The 18,919-nt window shown below is 64.7% G+C and carries 17 protein-coding genes; 5 read left to right on the top strand and 12 right to left on the bottom strand.

Annotation, left to right across the window (positions count from 1 at the left end; all coding sequences use genetic code 11):
• Positions 1–41 precede the first annotated feature (41 nt).
• The 3 genes from JC607_RS00170 to JC607_RS00160 all read right to left on the bottom strand — a co-directional run bounded on the left by JC607_RS00170 (position 42) and on the right by JC607_RS00160 (position 2,774).
• On the bottom strand, positions 42–998 hold the full coding sequence (locus JC607_RS00170; protein ID WP_198834917.1) for a FecR domain-containing protein: 957 nt from the start codon (positions 996–998) through the stop codon (positions 42–44).
• A gap of 69 nt (positions 999–1,067) precedes the next feature.
• Positions 1,068–1,544, bottom strand: coding sequence for an RNA polymerase sigma factor (locus tag JC607_RS00165; RefSeq protein ID WP_198834916.1), 477 nt, complete (start codon positions 1,542–1,544; stop codon positions 1,068–1,070).
• Between the two features lie 159 nt (positions 1,545–1,703).
• Complete coding sequence (locus JC607_RS00160; protein WP_198834915.1) at positions 1,704–2,774, bottom strand: substrate-binding domain-containing protein; 1,071 nt, start codon at positions 2,772–2,774, stop codon at positions 1,704–1,706.
• A 288-nt stretch (positions 2,775–3,062) separates the two neighbouring features.
• On the opposite strand from JC607_RS00160, the gene JC607_RS00155 reads away from it, so the two are divergent.
• The 5 genes from JC607_RS00155 (at position 3,063) to JC607_RS00135 (ending at position 8,616) form a co-directional block, all read left to right on the top strand.
• On the top strand, positions 3,063–4,121 hold the full coding sequence (locus JC607_RS00155) for a sugar ABC transporter substrate-binding protein (protein ID WP_233092505.1): 1,059 nt from the start codon (positions 3,063–3,065) through the stop codon (positions 4,119–4,121).
• 71 nt (positions 4,122–4,192) lie between these two features.
• Positions 4,193–4,990 (top strand): ATP-binding cassette domain-containing protein, encoded by a 798-nt coding sequence (locus tag JC607_RS00150; RefSeq protein WP_198834914.1) that lies wholly within the window; start codon positions 4,193–4,195, stop codon positions 4,988–4,990.
• Complete coding sequence (locus JC607_RS00145) at positions 4,983–6,230, top strand: sugar ABC transporter permease (RefSeq protein WP_198834913.1); 1,248 nt, start codon at positions 4,983–4,985, stop codon at positions 6,228–6,230. The genes JC607_RS00150 and JC607_RS00145 overlap by 8 nt, the downstream gene beginning before the upstream one ends.
• A gap of 40 nt (positions 6,231–6,270) precedes the next feature.
• The gene (locus JC607_RS00140; protein WP_198834912.1) at positions 6,271–6,999 is read left to right on the top strand and encodes an SDR family oxidoreductase; all 729 of its coding nucleotides are present in this window, start codon (positions 6,271–6,273) and stop codon (positions 6,997–6,999) included.
• A gap of 9 nt (positions 7,000–7,008) precedes the next feature.
• Complete coding sequence (locus tag JC607_RS00135) at positions 7,009–8,616, top strand: FGGY-family carbohydrate kinase (RefSeq protein ID WP_198834911.1); 1,608 nt, start codon at positions 7,009–7,011, stop codon at positions 8,614–8,616.
• A gap of 8 nt (positions 8,617–8,624) precedes the next feature.
• Here JC607_RS00135 and JC607_RS00130 read toward each other — a convergent pair whose 3' ends face one another.
• The 9 genes from JC607_RS00130 to JC607_RS00090 all read right to left on the bottom strand — a co-directional run bounded on the left by JC607_RS00130 (position 8,625) and on the right by JC607_RS00090 (position 18,918).
• Positions 8,625–10,382 carry an ABC transporter ATP-binding protein gene (locus tag JC607_RS00130; protein ID WP_198834910.1) on the bottom strand — a complete coding sequence of 586 codons (1,758 nt, stop codon included), beginning with the start codon at positions 10,380–10,382 and terminating at the stop codon, positions 8,625–8,627.
• Positions 10,379–11,338: an acetamidase/formamidase family protein gene (locus JC607_RS00125; RefSeq protein WP_198834909.1), complete on the bottom strand. Its 960-nt coding sequence runs from the start codon at positions 11,336–11,338 to the stop codon at positions 10,379–10,381. Before JC607_RS00125 ends, JC607_RS00130 begins: the two co-directional genes overlap by 4 nt.
• Before the next feature lie 9 nt (positions 11,339–11,347).
• A complete protein-coding gene (locus tag JC607_RS00120) occupies positions 11,348–12,952 on the bottom strand; it encodes an ABC transporter substrate-binding protein (protein WP_198834908.1) in 1,605 nt (534 codons plus the stop codon).
• 22 nt (positions 12,953–12,974) lie between these two features.
• Positions 12,975–13,895 (bottom strand): ABC transporter permease, encoded by a 921-nt coding sequence (locus JC607_RS00115; RefSeq protein ID WP_198834907.1) that lies wholly within the window; start codon positions 13,893–13,895, stop codon positions 12,975–12,977.
• On the bottom strand, positions 13,895–14,788 hold the full coding sequence (locus JC607_RS00110; RefSeq protein ID WP_198834906.1) for an ABC transporter permease: 894 nt from the start codon (positions 14,786–14,788) through the stop codon (positions 13,895–13,897). The genes JC607_RS00115 and JC607_RS00110 overlap by 1 nt, the downstream gene beginning before the upstream one ends.
• Entirely contained in the window at positions 14,785–15,384 is a 600-nt protein-coding gene (locus JC607_RS00105; RefSeq protein WP_198834905.1) for an ANTAR domain-containing response regulator, read from the bottom strand. The genes JC607_RS00110 and JC607_RS00105 overlap by 4 nt, the downstream gene beginning before the upstream one ends.
• Positions 15,381–16,448 carry a transporter substrate-binding protein gene (locus JC607_RS00100; RefSeq protein WP_198834904.1) on the bottom strand — a complete coding sequence of 356 codons (1,068 nt, stop codon included), beginning with the start codon at positions 16,446–16,448 and terminating at the stop codon, positions 15,381–15,383. Before JC607_RS00100 ends, JC607_RS00105 begins: the two co-directional genes overlap by 4 nt.
• 197 nt (positions 16,449–16,645) lie before the next feature.
• Positions 16,646–17,824, bottom strand: a complete 1,179-nt coding sequence (locus JC607_RS00095; protein ID WP_198834903.1) for an ABC transporter substrate-binding protein — start codon at positions 17,822–17,824, stop codon at positions 16,646–16,648.
• 65 nt (positions 17,825–17,889) lie between these two features.
• Positions 17,890–18,918: a branched-chain amino acid ABC transporter permease gene (locus JC607_RS00090; RefSeq protein ID WP_198834902.1), complete on the bottom strand. Its 1,029-nt coding sequence runs from the start codon at positions 18,916–18,918 to the stop codon at positions 17,890–17,892.
• Between the last annotated feature and the right edge of the window lies 1 nt (position 18,919).

Genomic DNA, 18,919 nt, shown 5'->3' with positions numbered 1-18,919 from the left:
GAAATAATTTTGCGGACCGAGCATTGAGCGCCTGCGGCGGCTCAGCTCAGCAAGATCATGACCTGCGGAATGCGCCTGACCGAGAGGTCCTGGGTCAATGCCAGCGCCCCGATGGCTTCATGCGCGGCGCTGGTCGAAAAGACTGCGCTGACCGGCAGGGCGGCATCAACGCCGGGCCCGAGCATCACCTTTTCGGGCACATAACGCGCGAGTTCGCTCACCGCCTGGTCAAAGCGGCGGCCCTCAAAGATGATCCGCCCCTCGCGCCAGGCGAAGGCAATCTCGCGGTCGATCGGGCCGAGCGCGGCCACCGCCAGGCCCGCGCCATAGACCGCCTGTTCCGATGCGCCAAGATCGAGCGCCTGGCCCAGAGCGGCGCTGACCCGCACCTGGCCCTCAGACACCGTGACGCGCGCCTCGCGATCTGCAAGCCCGACCGAGAACAGGCTGGCCTGGGCCTCGGTTACGCCATTCAGCGCCGTGACCCGCAGGGGGCTGGTTCCGGCCGGCACCCGGAACTCGGCCTCGCCGCGCAGGAGCCTGACCTGTCGCTGCCCCCGCGTGAATTCCAGCGCCAGCGCGCTGTCGGTGTTCAGCGTGGCGATCGTGCCATCGGGAAGAGTCATCCCCGCCATCTCGCCAAAGCCGGTATGAAGATCGGCGGTCCAGTCCTGCCAGCGATGCGGCAGATCCAGCGCCCATGCTCCGGCGCCTGCGGCGATGCCTCCGGCCAGAAAGCCGCGCCGTCCGATCCGGGCTGCGGCAGGTTTTGCCGCCAGCGGGACGGGCCCGGGTGTGGCGCCCAGGCCATCAAGCTCTTGCCAGAAACGGCGTTCCCCGGCAAAGGCACGGGCATGGGCCTCTGACTGTGCCTTCCAGGCGCGGAACTGTTGCAGCTCTGCGGGGGCCACCTCGCCCGAGGCAAGGCGCACGACCCAGTCCCGCGCCTCACGGGCGAGCTTTGCATCGGCCTTGGTCCGGGGGGCGGCGTCACTCATTCCTGTGGCTCAGCGATAACCCGTTGGCGCCCCGACCCCACCGGAACAGACCGGCACGGGCAAGGCGGATCAATCGTTCATGGCGTCGCGCAGATCGGCAAGATGCTCCAGCGCGCGGCGGATGTGATAATAGACGGCTTCGTCGCTCATTTCGAGACGTTGTGCAATCTTGCGATGCGGCACCCCGTCGATCCGGTTCAACAGAAAGATGCGCCGGGTCTTTTCCGGGAGTTCCTCCAGTGCCGCCTGCACCCGGGCCAGCATGTCACGCCCCATCACGGCGCGCTCGGCCGAGACCTCATCGGTTTGTTCCCACAGCAGATCCTGCACCTCGGCGTCGATCTCTGCCCGGCGCCGTTCCTTGCGGAAATGATCGCGGATGCCGTTTTTGGTGACCTGAGACACGAAACCCGCCGCATTCGCTATGCCGCTGTCGCTTTGTGCCGTTTCCAGCCGGATCCAGGTGTCCTGGACCAGGTCTTCGGCCAGCGCGCGGTTGCCCAGCCGCGCCTGGGCCACGGCCAGAAGCCGGGGCCGCAGCGTCATAAATGCGCCAACGAGTTCGCCGAGCCGCTTTTTTTCCAAGACTGGTCACCCTTGGCTGGTTGGACAGGGGTCTGTTCCCGGGCAAGCGGTAGCCGCCCCGGTATTTCCTGACAAGAGGCCCTGGGATTTATGGCGCGCCGGTGTTGCATGGCAGTTCGCTCAGTCGGCGCCTGCTGTTGCGGCAGTGCCCGCGAAGGGCTGCGGCGCGAAATGGGTGGGGATCTCGCTCAGCCCCGGCGCAGGGTCATCGGCGTCGATCAGGCGGAACAGTGCCTCCAGCATCGCCGGCACATCCTGTTGCACCATAACGATATTTTCCGTCAGCACCGCCGCCAGCGGATCCCAGTCGAAACAGCCCACATGCGGCGCGACAGAGCCGAAATGCCCGCTGGAGCGTGTCCAGTGCAAAACGCCTTCCAGCGCGATGGTCGAATTGACGAATATGGCGCGCGGCAGCTGACCACGCCGCTTCGCCAGCACTTCCAGCGCGGTGATTGCCCGGTCCGGCGCATAGCCGGTGGCGAGAATCATCGTCTCATCCACGATGATCCCGGCCTCTTCATGGGCGGCACGAAAGCCCCGGATCCGCTCGGATGTGTTGTGATCGCTCGCCCGCCCGCCGATGAAGGGGATCGGCTCGCCGCGATGGCGCTGGCTGGCCGAGGCGGCAAGGATCCGCCGTGTCAGTGCCAGCGCGCCGCCAAAATTATCCGAGATCACCGAAGGCGCGCGGCTCCCGGGGAGATCGAGATTGAGCGAGCGCACCCCCGCCGCCTCGCAGATCGCGGTGATCCGGTCGGGATCGGTGGCGCCGGTCGCAATCAGGCAATCGACCTGATGCGAGATCATCTCGCGCGCGGCCTGAATCTCCAGCGCGGGGTCGCGCATCGTGCAGGTAATGATGGGGAAAAGCTCGCGCGCGCGCGCCATCGCCTCGAAGCGTTCAACGATAGACCCGAAATAGCGGTTGTCGTATTTCGGCACGATCATCCCGATCAGCCGCGACTTTTCCCGCCGCAGGCCGCTGGCCTGAAGGTTCAGCGCATAGCCCTGTTCTTCGGCCGTGCGGGTGATGCGTTCGGCGAGCGAGGCAGAGATGCGCCGCTTTTTCCAGGTGCCGTTCAGCACCGCGCTGACCGCCGTCGGCGAAGCGCCCACCAGCACCGCCAGATCGTAAATCGTGGTGCGCCGCGCACGCGTCGGCGCAGGTTTTGGCCGGGGTGTTGTCACGGTTTCCTCATTCCCTGGAAATGCAGCTTGACAGTTTCAACGCGCTGACACAACCTCTTGCTACATCGGTTGAGCAGGAGGGCTACACCGATGGAACACGAATAATCTGCGCCACCGGCCCGGTTTCGGGAGCCTGGGGAGGATATCAGCAAAGTCAGAAATGCGCCGGATCACCGGTGTTTTCTGGCGGCGCATTTCTCCTCGTCGGCCTCACCCTCCGGAGCAGGATTGGCCGTGTTGGCGATCAGCGGGGGCATGGGCCGCCCGCCCATGTGGAGGAGAGACGAGATGAAATTTCATGCCTTGCCCGCAACGGCGCCCGTAATGGCGACAGCGCTGGCCATGTTGCTTGGTACTGCTGCCCTGGCGGAGCCTTCGGGTGTGGTGGGCTTCCTGATGCCCGACCAGGCCTCGACCCGCTATGAAGAGCATGACTTCCCCGGCTTCAAGGCCGAGATGGACAAGCTTTGCCCGTCTTGCGAGGTGATCTACCAGAACGCCAATGCCGATGTGGCGCTGCAACAGCAGCAGTTCAACGCGCTGCTGACGCAGGGCGCTAAGGTTATCGTGCTGGATCCGGTCGACTCGGCGGCGGCAGCGGGCCTCGTGACGCTGGCGCAGGCACAGGGCGTCAAGGTCATCGCCTATGACCGTCCGATCCCGGCAACGCCGGCTGATTTCTATGTGTCTTTCGACAATGAAGGCATTGGCTACGCCATCGCGAAATCGCTGACCGATCATCTGAAAGCCTCGGGCGTCGCGGATGGGGCAGGGGTGTTGCAGATCAACGGCTCGCCCACCGATGCGGCAGCCGGCCTGATCCGCGACGGCATCCACCGCGCGCTGAAGGAATCGCCCTACAAAACGCTTGCCGAGTTTGACACGCCCGACTGGGCGCCGCCGAAGGCGCAGGAATGGGCGGCAGGCCAGATCACCCGTTTCGGCGCCGAAATTACCGGCGTGGTCGCGGCGAATGACGGCACCGGCGGCGGTGCGGTTGCGGCCTTCAAGGCGGGCGGCGTGAGCCCGGTTCCCCCCGTGACTGGCAATGACGCGACCATCGCGGCCTTGCAGCTGATCATTTCGGGCGACCAGTATAACACGATCTCGAAACCCTCCGAGATCGTGGCGGCGGCTGCGGCGAATATCGCGGTCACCTTCCTCAATGGCGAGACGCCCGAGGCAAAGACCACGCTTTATGACACGCCGTCCGAGCTCTTCGTTCCCGCCGTGGTGACGAAGGAAAACATCAAGGCCGAGATCTTCGACAAGGGGATCCAGACCGCTGAGCAGATCTGCACCGGCGAATATGCCGAAGGCTGCAAGGCGCTTGGGATCACCGAGTAAGGTCCCGTGCTCTGGCCCGACCGCCGCGCTCCCTGGCGGTCGGGCCTCATTCTGTTGCGGAAGGTGCAGCGATGAGTGACGACAATCCCCCGAAAGGGGAGCTGCTGTTGCAGCTCACAGGTGTTTCAAAGAATTTCGGGGCCGTGTCGGCACTGAGCGATATCGAACTCGAAGTCCATGCCGGTGAGGTCGTGGCGCTGGTCGGCGATAATGGTGCCGGTAAATCGACGCTGGTGAAGGTGCTGGCGGGGGTGCATCAGCCCTCGGCGGGCGAGGTGCGGTTCATGGGGAAACCCGTGACCCTCGACAGCCCGGCCAAAGCGCTGGATCTGGGAATTGCAACCGTCTTCCAGGACCTCGCTTTGTGCGAAAACCTCGATGTCGTCTCGAACCTGTTTCTCGGCCATGAGCTGAGCCCCTGGCGCCTTGACGAGGTGCAGATGGAGGTCCGGGCCTGGACGCTGCTGCGTGAACTTGCGGCGCGGATCCCTTCGGTGCGCGAACCCGTCGCCTCGCTTTCGGGCGGGCAGCGCCAGACGGTGGCGATTGCGCGCTCGCTGCTGACGGATCCGAAGATCATCATGCTGGACGAGCCGACGGCGGCGCTTGGCGTGGCGCAGACGGCCGAGGTTCTGAACCTGATCGACCGGGTGCGCGCGCGCGGGCTCGGTGTGATCGTCATCAGCCATAATATGGAAGATGTCCGCGCGGTGGCGGACCGGATCGTGGTGCTGAGGCTGGGGAAGAACGGCGGGGTCTTCACGCCCGGGTCCAGCAACCAGGAGCTGGTCGCCGCCATCACCGGCGCGTCGGAAAATGCGGTCTCGCGCCGCGCAAGCCGCAAGGCGGCGGAGGAGCATCATGAGTGACGTGAAACTCGCCCCCAAACCGCTTGACCGCGCCGATGAGCGGGTCAGAAACGATGACAGCCTTACCGGTGCGGTGCGGCTCTTCATCGACCGGGTGCGGGCGGGCGATCTGGGCATCCTGCCGGTCGCGGTCGGGCTGGTGGTGATCTCGGTGGTTTTCTCCAGCCTGAACCCGGTGTTCCTGCTGCCGAATAACCTTGTGAACCTGCTTTTTGACTGCGCGACAGTGGGGGTGATCTCGCTTGGCATCGTCTGCGTGCTGATGCTGGGAGAGATCGACCTTTCCGTGGGCTCGATGAGCGGTTTCGCCTCAGCCCTGGTGGGTGTGATCTGGGTGAATATGGGCCTGCCTTTGCCAGTGGCAATTGGCGCGGCTTTGCTTGCGGGCATGGTGATCGGCTTTGTCTATGCCACGCTTTATACAAGGCTTGGCATGCCGAGTTTCGTGGCGACCCTCGCGGGGCTTCTCGCCATTCTGGGGATGCAGCTTTACATTCTTGGGCCGACCGGCTCGATCAACCTGCCGTTTTCCTCGCCGCTGGTGGCCTTTGGCCAGCTTCTGGTCATGCCGGCCTGGCTGTCGCATGGCCTCGCGCTGATCCCGGGGCTTGTCGTGCTCTTTGGCGGGCTGAACACCGCGAAACGCCGCCGCGCCGCCGGGCTGACCGCGATACCGCTGAGCCTTTTGCTGATCAAGGCGGTCGTGCTGACGGCGGCGCTGCAATTTGCGGTCTGGTATCTGAACCTTGGCCGCGGCGTGCCGTGGATGTTCGGGCTGTTCGTCGGCCTTGTCGTTGCGATGCAATATGCGCTGACCCGCACCAAATGGGGCCGTTCGCTTTTCGCGGTCGGCGGCAACCGCGAGGCGGCGCGGCGGTCGGGCATCAATGTGCGGCGGATCTACTATTCGGCCTTCATGCTGTGTTCCACCCTGGCCGCTCTGGGCGGGGTGCTGGCGGCAGGGCGTCTTGCCTCTTCCAGCCAGCAGGCAGGAACGGGGGATGTGAACCTCAACGCCATTGCGGCGGCGGTGATCGGGGGCACATCGCTCTTTGGCGGGCGCGGTTCTGCCTGGGCGGCGCTTTTGGGCATCATCGTGATCCAGGCGATTTCCAACGGGCTGACGCTTCTGAACCTGTCGTCGAGCCTGCGTTACATGATCACCGGGGCTGTGCTTGCCATAGCGGTGATTGTCGATTCCCTTGCCCGGCAGTCGCGTGCGACCCATGGGCGCGGCTGAGACACGGCTGTGGCCGGGACTGATATACAGGAGTTAAGAAATGGCTGAATCAATGCAGGGCAAGGTGGTTGCGATCACCGGAGCGGCCTCGGGGATCGGGCTGGAATGCGCCCGCACCCTGGTCGATGCCGGCGCGAAAGTGGTGCTGATTGACCGCGCCGAAGACCGGCTTAAGCAGCTTTGCGCCGAAATGGGTCCGAATGCGCTGCCTTTGGTCGTGGATCTGCTGGATGGCAAACAGGTCTCGGCGATCCTGCCGAAGATCCTTGAACTCGCCGGGCGGCTGGATGTCTTCTACGCCAATGCCGGCGCCTATATCGGCGGTCCGGTGGCCGAGGGCGACCCCGACGCCTGGGACCGGATGCTGAACCTGAACATCAACGCGGCTTTCCGGTCTGTCCATGCGGTGCTGCCGCATCTGATCGCACAGAAATCCGGGGATATCCTCTTCACCTCCTCGGTCGCGGGCGTGGTGCCGGTGATCTGGGAGCCGGTCTATACCGCCTCGAAATTTGCGGTTCAGGGCTTTGTCCATGCCACCCGCCGCCAGGTCGCGCCGCATGGCGTCAGGGTCGGCGCGGTGCTGCCCGGCCCGGTCGTGACCGCGCTGCTGGATGCCTGGCCGAAAGCGAAGATGGATGAGGCGCTGGCCAATGGCAGCCTGATGCAGGCGAAAGAAGTGGCGGAAGCGGTTCTCTTCATGCTGACCCGTCCCCGGACCGTGACGATCCGCGATCTGGTGATCCTGCCCGCGACCTTTGATCTCTGAGGCACTGCCATGACCACCGAACCCAAATATCTGATCGGTGTCGATGTCGGCACCGGCAGCGCCCGTGCCGGGCTGTTTGACCAGACCGGCCGCCTGCTCGCATCAGCAAAGCGCGAGATCACGCTCTGGCGCGGGCCGGGGGCGATGGTCGAACAATCCAGCGCGCAGATCTGGGGAGCGGTGGCAGAATCCGTGCGCGAGGTGATGGCGGGGGCAGATCCTGCCCTCGTCGCCGGGATCGGCTTTGATGCGACCTGTTCGCTGGTGGTTCTGGGCGAGGGCGGCGTGTCGCTGCCCGTGGGCCCGTCGGAAGACCCGGCGCGCGATGTGATCGTCTGGATGGATCACCGCGCGGTCGATCAGGCCGAACGGATCAACGCACAGGGCCATGCGGTTCTGGCCTATGTCGGCGGCAAAATCTCGCCCGAGATGGAGACGCCCAAGCTTTTATGGCTGAAAGAAAACCGGCCGCAGGTCTTCGCGGGCGCGCGGCATTTCTTTGATCTGGCGGATTTCCTGACCTGGAAAGCGACCGGGGATGAGGCGCGTTCGACCTGTACCGTCACCTGCAAATGGACCTATCTGGCACATGAAAACCGCTGGGATCCGTCTTACTTCCGCCAGATCGGGCTGGAAGAGCTGGCCGATGAGCAGTTCACCCGTATCGGGACGCATGTGGTGCCGCCGGGAACCGCCCTTGGCCAGGGGCTGACGGCGGCGGCGGCGGCGGATCTCGGCCTTGCGCCCGGCACGCCGGTTGCGGCGGGGATGATTGACGCCCATGCCGGTGGTATCGGCACGGTCGGGATCGAGGGCTCGCCCCTGACCCATATGGCCTATGTTTTCGGCACCTCGTCCTGCACCATGACCTCGACCGCGGAGCCGGTTTTCGTGCCCGGGGTCTGGGGCCCGTATTTCAATGCCATGGTTCCGGGACTCTGGCTCAGCGAAGGCGGGCAGTCGGCGGCGGGGGCGGCGATTGACCAGCTGCTCGACTTCCACCCCGCAAGCGCCGGGGCCAGGGCGGAGGCCCAGGCCGGGGGCCAGTCACTGGCGCTCTGGCTGACGCAGCGGATCCTTGCCCGCGCGCCTGATCTGTCACAGGCGGCAGCGCTGGCGGGGGAGCTGCATGTGGTGCCGGAATTCCTTGGCAACCGCGCGCCCCATGCCGATCCGCATGCCCGCGCGGTGATCGCCGGCCTCGGGATGGAGCGCGACCTGGAAAATCTCGAGGCGCTTTACCTCGCCGGGATCTGCGGCGTGGCTTACGGGCTCAGGCAGATCCTTGATGTGCAGGATGCGGCCGGGGCCAGGGTCGAAAACATCGTGATTTCCGGCGGCGCCGGGGAATCGCGGCTGATCCGCCAGATCCTGGCCGATGCCACCGGGCGGGTGGTGATGGGCTCGGCCTCGGATGAGCCGGTGCTGCTGGGTTCGGCCACGCTGGGCGCGGTGGCGGGGGGGCTCTTCCCCGATATGCGCGCCGCCATGGCCGGATTGTCCGCACCCGGAGAGGCGCATCAGCCGGCGGGCGGCGGGGTGAAAGCGCTGCATGAGCGGCGCTTTCAGGTCTTTACCGCGCTGCAAGAGGCGGCGCGGCGCGCGCGCGGGGCGTAACGCGGCGCTTACCGCGCGACGAGGTGGCCGCCGCCGATATCTTCCAGTCGCACGCGGGCCGGTCCCTGGCCCAAAGGCCAGACCGGGCTCGGGATCTCGCCCGCCATGCGGGCCGCTGCCGCGCGCGGGCGTTTCGGATCGGGCACCGGCACAGCGGCCAGAAGACGCTGCGTATAGGGGTGCTGCGGGTTGCCAAACAGCTGCGCGCGCGAGCCCATCTCGACAATCTGGCCAAGATACATCACCGCCACCCGGTCCGAGACATTCTCGACCACCGCCATGTCATGGCTGATGAAGAGGAAACTCACCCCCATCTCGCGCTGCAGATCGCGCAGCAGCTCCAGCACCTTCGCCTGGATCGACACATCCAGCGCAGCGACGCTTTCATCGCAGACGATCAGTTTCGGCTTCAGCGCCAGCGCGCGGGCGATGCAGATCCGCTGCCGCTGACCGCCGGAAAACTGATGCGGGTAGCGATTATAGACCGCAGCCGTCAGACCAACCCGCTCCAGCAGGTCACAGACCCTTGCGCGCTGTTCTGCAGCCGTGCCGATACCATGGATCAGCAGCGGCTCGCGGATCAGTTCGCCGACCGTCATCCGCGCATCAAGCGCCGCCATCGGGTCCTGGAAGACGATCTGCAAATCCCGGCGCAGCGCCTTGCGCGCGGGTCCGTCAAGCTCTGCCAATGCGCGGCCTGCGACCTCGATCCGCCCGCTATGGGGCACGAGACCGACCAGCGCCCGCGCCATGGTCGATTTCCCGCAGCCGGATTCGCCGACCAGCGACAGCGTCTCGCCTTTGAAAATCTCCAGCGAAACCTGTTCAACCGCATGAACCTGCGCCGTCACCCGACCGAGCAACCCCTGGCGGATCGGAAAGCGGACCGAGACGTCCTGGTAGCGCACCAGCACATCCTCTGTCGCCGTCGCGGTCCGCGCCGGCCCCCCGCCGATCCTTGGCACGGCGGCGAGCAGCTCACGCGTATAGGTTTCGCGGGGGGCGTCGAAGAGGTCGATCGTCGGGGCGGTCTCTACGACCCGGCCCTTTTGCATCACGATCACCCGGTCGGCCATTTCGGCGACCACGCCCATGTCATGCGTGATCAGAATGACCGCCGTGCCCAGATCGCGTTGCAGATCGCGGATCAGATCCAGCACTTCGCGCTGCACCGTCACATCCAGCGCCGTGGTCGGCTCATCGGCGATCAGCACATCGGGTTTCAGCGCAATCGCCATGGCGATCATCACGCGCTGCCGCATGCCCCCGGAAAGCTCATGCGGGAATTGCTCCAGCCTGCGCTCGGGCTGCGACAGCCGCACCGCCTTCAGCGCCTCAAGCGCACGGGCGCGGGCCTCGCGCATCGACAGCGCCTCATGCGCCCGGATCGCCTCGGTCAGCTGGCGGCCGATGGACATGACCGGGTTCAGGGCCGTCATCGGCTCCTGAAAGATCATGGCGATCCGGGCACCACGCAGGCGTTGCATCTTTGCCTCGGAAAGGCCGGTCAGCTCGGTCTCGCCCAGATGGATCGTGCCGCCGGTGACCCTGACCGCTGGCTGCGGCAACAACCCCATGATGGCGAGCGAGGTGATCGACTTCCCCGAGCCGCTTTCCCCCGCAATCGCCAGGGTCTCGCCGCGTCTGAGCTCAAGGCTCAGTCCCTCGATAAGGGGGATCAGCCCCTGGTCGGAGCGTGCCGAGACCTTTAGGTCCCGCAGCGAAAGCACCACATCATCAGCGGGGGAAAGCGCGGGCATGGTCATTCGAAAACCGCACGCGGGAAGTAGAAGCTGACCACAACATTCGGCATATCGACAATCTCGGAGATTCTGAGATCGCCGCAGACCGAACAGAGCATATAGGCGTCGACCGGCTCGAGTTTCTGCGTCACGCAGAGCAGGTCGATCATCGCCGAAACCGCATCCTTCGCCGCCGTCCAGAGATCGGGTCCGATGCCCGTCGTCGCTTCATAGCCTTTCGCGTCAAGATGGCGCGTGACCGGCCCTGGTGTGGTGAAGCGCGGGGTTTTCAGCGGCTGGCCTTTGATCAGGTCAAGGGTCAGTACCACATCGAACGGGCTTTCAATCGCAGTGCCGCAGACCTCGCCATCGCCCTGGGCCGCATGGGTGTCCCCTACGGAAAACAGCGCGCCTTCGACCTCGACCGGCAGGTAAAGTGTTGTTCCGGCGCTCAGATCACGGATGTCGAGATTGCCGCCCACCCGGCGCGGCGGCACGATCGAATGATGCCCTGCCTCGGCCAGCGCATTGCCGATGGTGCCGGCGAAGGGTTTCAGCGGAACACGGGCGTGACGGCCGAACAGGGCGGGTTCCAGGCTGGTCGCATCGAATTTCCAGACATTCAGCGCCGGCTCTTCGAACTGGTCGGTCAGAAGGCCGAAGCCCGGGATATTTGCGGTCCAGCCAAAGCCTGCGCCGTCGCGCTGTTGCGGCGTGAAGCTGTCAATCGTGACCTTCAGCACGTCCCCCGGCTTTGCGCCATCGACAAAGACCGGCCCGGAGACCGGGTTGATCTTGCCAAAATCCAGCGCCGCCACATCCGCGACAGTCGAGCGGGGGCCAAGCTGGCCCCCGGAACTGTCGAGGCACTGGAACAGGATCGTCTCACCCGGAGCGGCTTTCAGGGCGGGCGCGAAAGAATTGTCCCAGCCGAAATGGTGCTGATGGGCGTGGATCGTATGATTGCAGTGCTTACACATGATCCGTGCTCACTCCTTGATATAGACGTAATCGTAATTGACCGGGATCGAGACCGGATCGACATAAAGCGCATCCGCCCCGCCCATACGCGGCGATTTCAGCGTAAAGCGCTGTTCGTTGAACACCGGCGCCCAGGGGGCATCTTCCATCACGCCCATATAGACATCGGACCAGAGTTTCAGGCGCTCATCCGCTTTCGCCGGATCAACGGTGCTGTCGGCTTTCGCCGCCAGCGCGTCGAGATCGGCATTGCAGTATTTCGACCAGTTCCAGCCGCCTTCGACCGCGCCGCCACAGCCGAGGATCGGGCCGTAGAAGTTCGAGGGATCGGGGAAGTCGGCGATCCAGGCCATGCCACCGGACCAGATCATCGGAGCGGTACCGGCGCCGCCGGCCTCGATCACATTGGCCTGGGCGAGCGAGCGGATATTGGCGGTGATGCCGATGGCCTTCAGATCCTGCTGGATCGCCTGCGCGATCCGCGGGTTCGGATCGGTGTTCATCACGTAAAGCTCGGTCTCGAACCCGTCTGCGTAGCCGGCCTCGCTCAGCAGCGCCTTTGCCGCGTCGACGTCATAGGCATAGCCCGCATAGTCTTTGGTATAGCCGGGCATCGAGGGCGGCAGAGGCTGGTTCGCCGGAACCGCACGGCCATTGATCACCTGGACGATGCGGTCCTTGTTGATTGCCATATTGACCGCGCGACGCACCTCGACCCTGTCAAAGGGGGCTGCGGTGACGTTCATCGTGACATAGCCGGTATGGAGCTGGCCGCCTTCGACCACATTCGCGGCCTGGGCCGGGTCGCTCATCACCTCGACGAATTTCGCGGGCGGGATGCCGTCGCCGGGAATATCCACTTCGCCGTTTTGCGCCCGCAACAGCGCCACGACCGGCTCCTGGCCGACCTCAACCGTGAAGCTGTCGAGATAGGGAACGCCTGAAATCCAGTAATCCGCGTTTTTCTCGAAGACGAGGCGCTGGCCAAGCGTCCATTCCGTCAGTTTAAACGCGCCGGTCCCGACCGGCTTTTTGCCGAAATCGGCACCCTCGGCCTCGACCACCTCTTTCGGCACCACATAAGAGAAGTTCAGCGCCATGACATGGAGGAAGGTCGCATCGGGACGCGACAGTCTGAACACCACCGTCGCGGCATCCGGCGCCGAAACGCCGGTCAGCGCCGAGCCGTCAGCGGCGGTGGCGTCAAAGCCGTCGATCATGCCGAAAAAACCCTGGCCCGGTGATTGCGTTGCCGGATCCACCACGCGGTTGATCGAGTAGACCACGTCTTCCGAGGTCATCTCACGGCCATTGTGGAACTTCACGCCAGGGCGGAGTTTGAACGTATAGGTCAGCCCGTCTTCGGAAATCTCGTAGCTTTCGGCCAGACCGGGGCGCAGCGTGGTGGTGCCCGGCTCATAATCCATCAGCCCGTCAAAGACCGATTTGATCATCGACCAGTTCTGCCAGTCATAGCCGATGGCCGGGTCGAGCGTCGCGACATCGTCTTTGTAGGTCACGATCATATTGCCGCCCGGGGTGGGGGTCTCGGCCAGCGTCGGGCTCATGGCCATCATGGTGGCAAGGGCCGTAGAAAGGATCAGTTTTTTCATTGTTTCTCTCCTGTTGGTTTGGTCAGCGCAGTTTGATGCGCGGGTCGATAAGCGGGGAAATCAGGTCGGCAAGCAGATTGCCGATCACGATGGCAAAGGCCGAGACAAGCGTGACGCCCATGATGATCGGGATGTCGACGCGCTGGATCGCCTGCCAGGCCAGCTGGCCGATGCCGGGCCAGCCAAAGACGCTTTCCACCACCACGATCCCGGACATGAAGATGCCGATATCAATGCCGATCATGGCGATCACCGGCAGGATGGCATTGGGGATGGCATGGCCAAGGATGATCCGCCCGCGCCCCAGACCCTTGGCCCGGGCGGTGCGGATGAAATCGGCGCGCAGCACGTCCAGCATCGAAGACCGCATGATCCGCGCATACCAGCCCGAACCGAGGATCCCCAAAGTCAGCGCCGGCAGCACCAGATGCGCGAATGTGCCATAGCCGCCGATCGGGAACCAGCCAAGCTTGACCGCGAAGACATAAAGGAGCAGCAGCGCCACCACGAATTGCGGCGCGGATACCGTGACAAAGCTTGAGAGCATCAGCACATTGTCGAGCGCGCGGCCCCGGTAAAGCGCCGCGATGACGCCAAGCGTCAGGCCGATCACGAGCTCGCAGGTGATCGCCGCCAGCATCAGCAAGAGCGTCGCAGGCAGGCGCGAGGTGATCAGCGCCGCCACTTCGGTCTTTTGCAGATATGACCTGCCCAGATCGCCTTGCAGCAGGTTCCACAGATAATGGCCATATTGCACGACGAAGGGCTGATCGAGGCCCAGCTGGCGCCGGATGCTTGCGACCGTTTCGGGGGTGGCGGACCGCCCCGCGATCTGGCGCACCGGGTCGGCGGGCAGCACGTAAAGCAGAACGAAGGTGATGAACGAGACCCCAAGGAGGATCAGCGCCGAGAGCGCAAGGCGGCGCAGGATATAGGCCAGCATCAGTCGCGCCCCTGTTGTGTCGGGTCGAGAATGTCACGCAAAGCGTCTCCGACCAGGTTGAAGGCGAGCGCGAGCAGAAGGATCGCGGCGCCGGGGATAAACACCAGCCAGGGCGCGGCCTGGAACCAGGTCTGGTTTTCAAAGATGATATTGCCCCAGGACGGGATCGGCGGCTGCACACCCACGCCAAGGAAGGACAACGTCGCCTCCAGAAGCACGGTGGTCGAGATCCCCAATGTGCCCCAGACGATCAGCGTGGGCAGAAGATGCGGCAGGATGTGGCGAAAGAGGATCCGTCCATGCCCGGCGCCCAGCGTTTTTTCGGCCGCGATGAAATCGCGCTCGGCCAGCGAGGAGGTCTGGGTAAAGACCACACGGGCGGTCTGCACCCAGTTCACGAAAGCGATCACCAGGGCCACGATCCACAAAGACGGCTGAAAGATCGCGGCCAGGCAAATCGCCAGCAACAGCGCCGGAAAGGCCATCATCAGATCGGTGAACCGCATCAGGACCGTGCCGATGACACCCCGGAAATAGCCCGCGGTGACCCCGACCAGCGTGCCGATGAACAAAGCCGCGCCATTGGCCACCAGCCCGATGATCAGCGAGGTCTGCGCGCCGTATAACAGCCGCGACAGCAGATCGCGGCCCAGAAGGTCGGTTCCGAACCAATAGACCGGTCCGGGCGGCAGCGGCGCGCCCTCGAGGGTCAGGCCGTCGAAAAACTGCTCATTCGGATCGAAGGGTGCCAGCCAGTTGGCGAAGACCGCGCCGCCGACGCAGATCACGATGATCAGAAAGCCGAACAGCGCCAGTTTGCGCCCCAAAAGGCGGCGCAGCACCGACGGCGCTTTGTCGGCGGGCGCGGTTGCGATAGGGGCAGCGGCGGTCATTTGCGGTCCTCTTTGCCCGGGGATTCCGCCCGGTGATTGGCCACCAGCCTTGCGGCAGCGATCTCGATGGTGACGCGCCAGGCCATGGCGGTCTGGCGCAAAAGCTCATAGGCCTCGGCTTCGGACTTGCCGCGCAGGACGAAGATCATCACGGCCTGGACCACGGTCTGCCGCGCCGAAAGCCGGTCTTCCAGATCCGCTATCAGCGCATCCGAGGCGCGCGCCCGGTCGTAATTCGCCCGCGCCACCAGAAGCGCTGCATAGACGCCCTTGTCGCTCACGGGTTTCAGAAGCTGCGCATGGGCGCCCATGGTCAGCGCCCAGTTCAGCCGCCCCGGTGCCTCGGACCCGATCAGCGCGATCATCGGCATGGGCGAGGCCCCCGGCGCCCAGGGGAATTGCTCGTCATGGCCGGTATCGGCATCGTAAAAGATGAAATCGGCACTGATCGCCTCGGCAGGCAGATCGGGCCAGACCTCGCGCAGCTCAAGCCCGATGACCCGGAGCTGGCGCGTCAGCCCCTGGATCGCGGGATGCGGCCGGTGCAGCACAAAGGCCAGCGCATTGCCGAGGTTTTCGGTGCGGAGCCGCGTCATGACACCACCCGCAAGATCGGGGCAGAGGGCAGATCCCGGTCGCGTGCGGTCAGATAGGGGTCGGCGGCGCGCGGCGCATGGCGCAGGATCTCGTGAAAGCGCCCCTCCCGGATCTGTGCGATCACCACCGGCTGCGCAGCGTGGAAATGGGTCGGATCGAGGCGGGAGCGCGCCGCGCCCGGCGCATCGCGAAGCAGGTCTGCAAGGCTCAGCCGCTCGGCCCCGGGGCGGCCATGCAACAGCCGCGCGAGCTCATGTACCGAGCGGCGCGCCACCTCGGCAATCGAGCCGCCGCGCCCCTCGCCAGGCTCGAACCAGGGGCCGGCCGCGATCAGACCCTCGGCCCCGCCCTGGCTGCTTTCGATCTCGCATTCGGTGAAATTGCACGACAGCACCTGCAGCCGCGCCCCGGTCCTGTCGCGCAGATCCCGGAGCTGCGACAGGAAGGCATAATCGCTTTCCCCGACAAGGGAATTCAGGATGAAATCAGGCTGCAAAGCCGCGATCTCATTGATGATATGACTGGAATCGCAATCCCCAAGCGCCAGATAGCGATCGCCCGCCACCTCGCCGCCAAGCGCCGCGATCCGTTCGCGCGCGATCTGCGCGATTTCCCAGCCCCAGATGTAATTCGAGCCGACCAGATAGCCGCGCCGCCCGAGCGCGGGCAGCGCCCAGTCCAGCAGCGGCAGCAGATGCTGGTTCGGGCAGGAATGCAGATAGGCCACGCGTTCCGAGGCCTCGAACCCCTCATAGGGCAGCGGGTACCAGAGCACGCCGTCAAAGCGTTCCAGCTCGGGGATCACCTCTTTGCGGCTGGACGAGGTGACACAGCCGAAGATATGGCGCGCCCCGGTTTCGCGCAGGATCTCGCGGCACAAAGGTGCATAGCGGTCGGTGCGGCCTTCGGGGTCGCGCCCACAGACGCGGAAGCACAGGTCGTAATCGGGGCTCGCATTGACCTCGGCCACGCCGCGCAACAGTCCTGCCCGGCTGATGACCGAAAGGGCGGCGTAATTGCCGCTCTGCGATTGCAGGATGCCGATATCGATGCTGCGTTTCATCACGCCCCAAAAATGCAAAAAACCCCGCGCCGATCTGCGTGGATAACGCGATCAGAACGGGGCGTGGCTGCCGGTATTTGACATAACGGTAACGCGGCTGCGATCCGAAGGGAAGCCGGAACCGGGGGGATACCGGCTTTCTTCGGTCTTTTGCGTAAATTTCGGGCCGAAGCCTGCGCTCCGGCCCGCAGAAGCGGCTATTTCAGCAGGGCATCCAGCGGCACGGGTTCCGAGATCGTCCAGGTGCCGACCACGGCCGGCTTGCCGTTTTCGGTGCCGATGATGCGATATTCGGCCTTGTTCTGGTGGTGCAGCTCGGCGGTGAAGGTGCGCGGGCCGAAGAGGGTCGGCTCTTCATTCATCTTCTCCAGCTCGGCGACAACGGCTGCGGTCTCGGTGGTGCCGGCGCGCTCGACCGCCTTTGCCCAGACGTCGATCATCACATAGCCCGGGAAGGTATATTGCGTCGCGGGGGGCGCGCCGGTGGCCTCTGCATATTTCTTCACAAAGGCGTTCACATCGGCACTCGGGTCATCGCCGAAGACCGAACCCTGCGCCGGCACGTAGAAATTCGACAGATCGGGCACCGCCGACATCCAGTAGCTGCCATCGGCGCCCGAGCCGTTCAGGAGCATCGAATTGATCCCCGCCGCGCGGATCTGTTTCACCGCCGAGACAAAGCCCGGCATCATCGAGCAGAGCATGATCGCATCGGGCTCTTCCGGCAGCGCCTTGATCCGCGAGATCTGTGCCGCGATGGAGGCATCCTCGTTCACGAACGTATCCTCGCCGACCAGCTTTGCCTCCGGCAATTGTGGCAGCATCCAGTCAAAGCCGTCACAGATCCCTTTGTTATATTCGGTCCAGGTGTCGAGCAGGCGGTAATAGCTCCGTGCGCCTTTTTCCTTATAGGACCATTCTGCCATGGTCGCGCCCTGGACCGGTGCCAGAACCGAGGCCGAAAAGCTGTTCGGCCCGACCCCCTGGATGCCTGCCTTCACCGATTCCGCGCAGATGAAGAAGGAAATCACCCCGAGGCTTTCCGCCGCAAGTGCGGCAGGCGCGCCGAAGTCATAATCGCAGGAGACCACGACCAGATCCGCGCCCTGATCCACGACCGAAAGCCCGGCCTTCGCGCCTTCGGCCATATCGGTTTTGGTGTCGGCGGTCACCACCTCGATCTGTTTGCCCAGAAGGCCGCCCGCCTCGTTGATCTCCCTGATGCGGATCATCGCCGCGTCTTCGGCGGGCTTGTCATAGCCCTGCATGAAACCGGTCTGGGCGGTGGCAAAGCCCACCACGATCCGCTCGTCATCTGCCAGTGCCGGGCCGGCAATGCAGGTGGACGCGGCCAGCATGGTCATCAGTTTTTTCATTTTCAGGCTCCCTGTTGCTTGGGTTATCGCGACGGTTCAGCCGTCGCCTGTCATGCCCCTCACGGTCAGCGCCGCCTGGGGAGGTTCAATTCGCGGTTGCCCATGATGCCAGCCGGGCGGAACATCAGGATCAGGATCATCACCAGGCCAAGCCCGATCTCCTGCACGCCGCCGGGCAGCGCGAAGGTCGTGTCACCGATCTGCACCCCCGCCTCGAGCCAGCGCAGAGCCTGGATCAGGGATGACAGGATCAGCACGCCCAGAACCGCCCCCGACAATGACGCCATGCCGCCGACCACCAGCATCGAAAGCGTGGTGAAGGTGAGCCCGAGATAGAAGGAGTTCGGCGTCACCACCCCGATCGACAGCGCGAGCATGGCGCCGCCGGCGCCCATCACCGCGCCGGAAAGGATGAAAGCGATCAGCCGCGCGCGGGGGATATCGACGCCCGAGGCGCGGGCGGCGGTCGGCTCGTCGCGCGCGGCCCTGAGGATCAGCCCCTGGCGCGAGATCGAATAGGCCCAGGCCACGATCACGGCGAGGCTCGCGACCCCCAGATAGGGCCAGACCGAGCGGATGATCGGGATGCCGACAATCGACGAGGTGCCGCCGGTCACGCCCGACCAGTTGGAATAGATCGCATTGATCATCGCGAGCATCGCGAAAGTGGCAATCGAGGCGGCGATGCCGGAGAGCCGCATCAGGATTGCGCCGAAGATGCCTGCCCAGAGCGCGGCCCAGAGCGCGGCGAGGCCAGCGGCGGCCCACCAGCCGATCTCCATGCTCATCAGCCAGTCGGGCAGGCCGGGCATGGCGTTTTTCTTCATTATCGGTCTGATCGTGGTCCAGGCCACGACATAGCCGCCAAGGCAGGCAAAAGCGGCATGGCCGAAACTGATCACGCCCGAATTGCCGATGAAGATGTAAAGCCCGGTCACCAGCGTCACCTGCACCAGCATGTCGATGATCGTCTGGTTGAAGGGGCGCGACCCGACCGCCCAGGACAGGATCGCGAAGGCGACGAGCAGCAGGATCAGGATCACCGGGGTCGCAAGGGATCTGCGCAAAATGGTCAGGGAGGAGGTCTGACGCATG

It is taken from the genome of Paracoccus sp. IB05 (genome assembly GCF_016405985.1).
Taxonomy (GTDB): Bacteria; Pseudomonadota; Alphaproteobacteria; order Rhodobacterales; family Rhodobacteraceae; genus Pseudogemmobacter.
Note: the sequence above shows the minus strand (reverse complement) of the source record. Positions and strands in the feature narration are given on the sequence as shown.

Bases quoted from the DNA above. Each gene is read 5' to 3' on its own strand.
- JC607_RS00170 (WP_198834917.1), bottom strand. From the start codon at position 998: ATGAGTGACGCCGCCCCCCGGACCAAGGCCGATGCAAAGCTCGCCCGT.
- JC607_RS00165 (WP_198834916.1), bottom strand. From the start codon at position 1,544: ATGACGCTGCGGCCCCGGCTTCTGGCCGTGGCCCAGGCGCGGCTGGGC.
- JC607_RS00155 (WP_233092505.1), top strand. From the start codon at position 3,063: ATGAAATTTCATGCCTTGCCCGCAACGGCGCCCGTAATGGCGACAGCG.
- JC607_RS00150 (WP_198834914.1), top strand. From the start codon at position 4,193: ATGAGTGACGACAATCCCCCGAAAGGGGAGCTGCTGTTGCAGCTCACA.
- JC607_RS00145 (WP_198834913.1), top strand. From the start codon at position 4,983: ATGAGTGACGTGAAACTCGCCCCCAAACCGCTTGACCGCGCCGATGAG.
- JC607_RS00140 (WP_198834912.1), top strand. From the start codon at position 6,271: ATGGCTGAATCAATGCAGGGCAAGGTGGTTGCGATCACCGGAGCGGCC.
- JC607_RS00135 (WP_198834911.1), top strand. From the start codon at position 7,009: ATGACCACCGAACCCAAATATCTGATCGGTGTCGATGTCGGCACCGGC.
- JC607_RS00130 (WP_198834910.1), bottom strand. From the start codon at position 10,382: ATGACCATGCCCGCGCTTTCCCCCGCTGATGATGTGGTGCTTTCGCTG.
- JC607_RS00125 (WP_198834909.1), bottom strand. From the start codon at position 11,338: ATGTGTAAGCACTGCAATCATACGATCCACGCCCATCAGCACCATTTC.
- JC607_RS00120 (WP_198834908.1), bottom strand. From the start codon at position 12,952: ATGAAAAAACTGATCCTTTCTACGGCCCTTGCCACCATGATGGCCATG.
- JC607_RS00115 (WP_198834907.1), bottom strand. From the start codon at position 13,895: ATGCTGGCCTATATCCTGCGCCGCCTTGCGCTCTCGGCGCTGATCCTC.
- JC607_RS00110 (WP_198834906.1), bottom strand. From the start codon at position 14,788: ATGACCGCCGCTGCCCCTATCGCAACCGCGCCCGCCGACAAAGCGCCG.
- JC607_RS00105 (WP_198834905.1), bottom strand. From the start codon at position 15,384: ATGACGCGGCTCCGCACCGAAAACCTCGGCAATGCGCTGGCCTTTGTG.
- JC607_RS00100 (WP_198834904.1), bottom strand. From the start codon at position 16,448: ATGAAACGCAGCATCGATATCGGCATCCTGCAATCGCAGAGCGGCAAT.
- JC607_RS00095 (WP_198834903.1), bottom strand. From the start codon at position 17,824: ATGAAAAAACTGATGACCATGCTGGCCGCGTCCACCTGCATTGCCGGC.
- JC607_RS00090 (WP_198834902.1), bottom strand. From the start codon at position 18,918: ATGCGTCAGACCTCCTCCCTGACCATTTTGCGCAGATCCCTTGCGACC.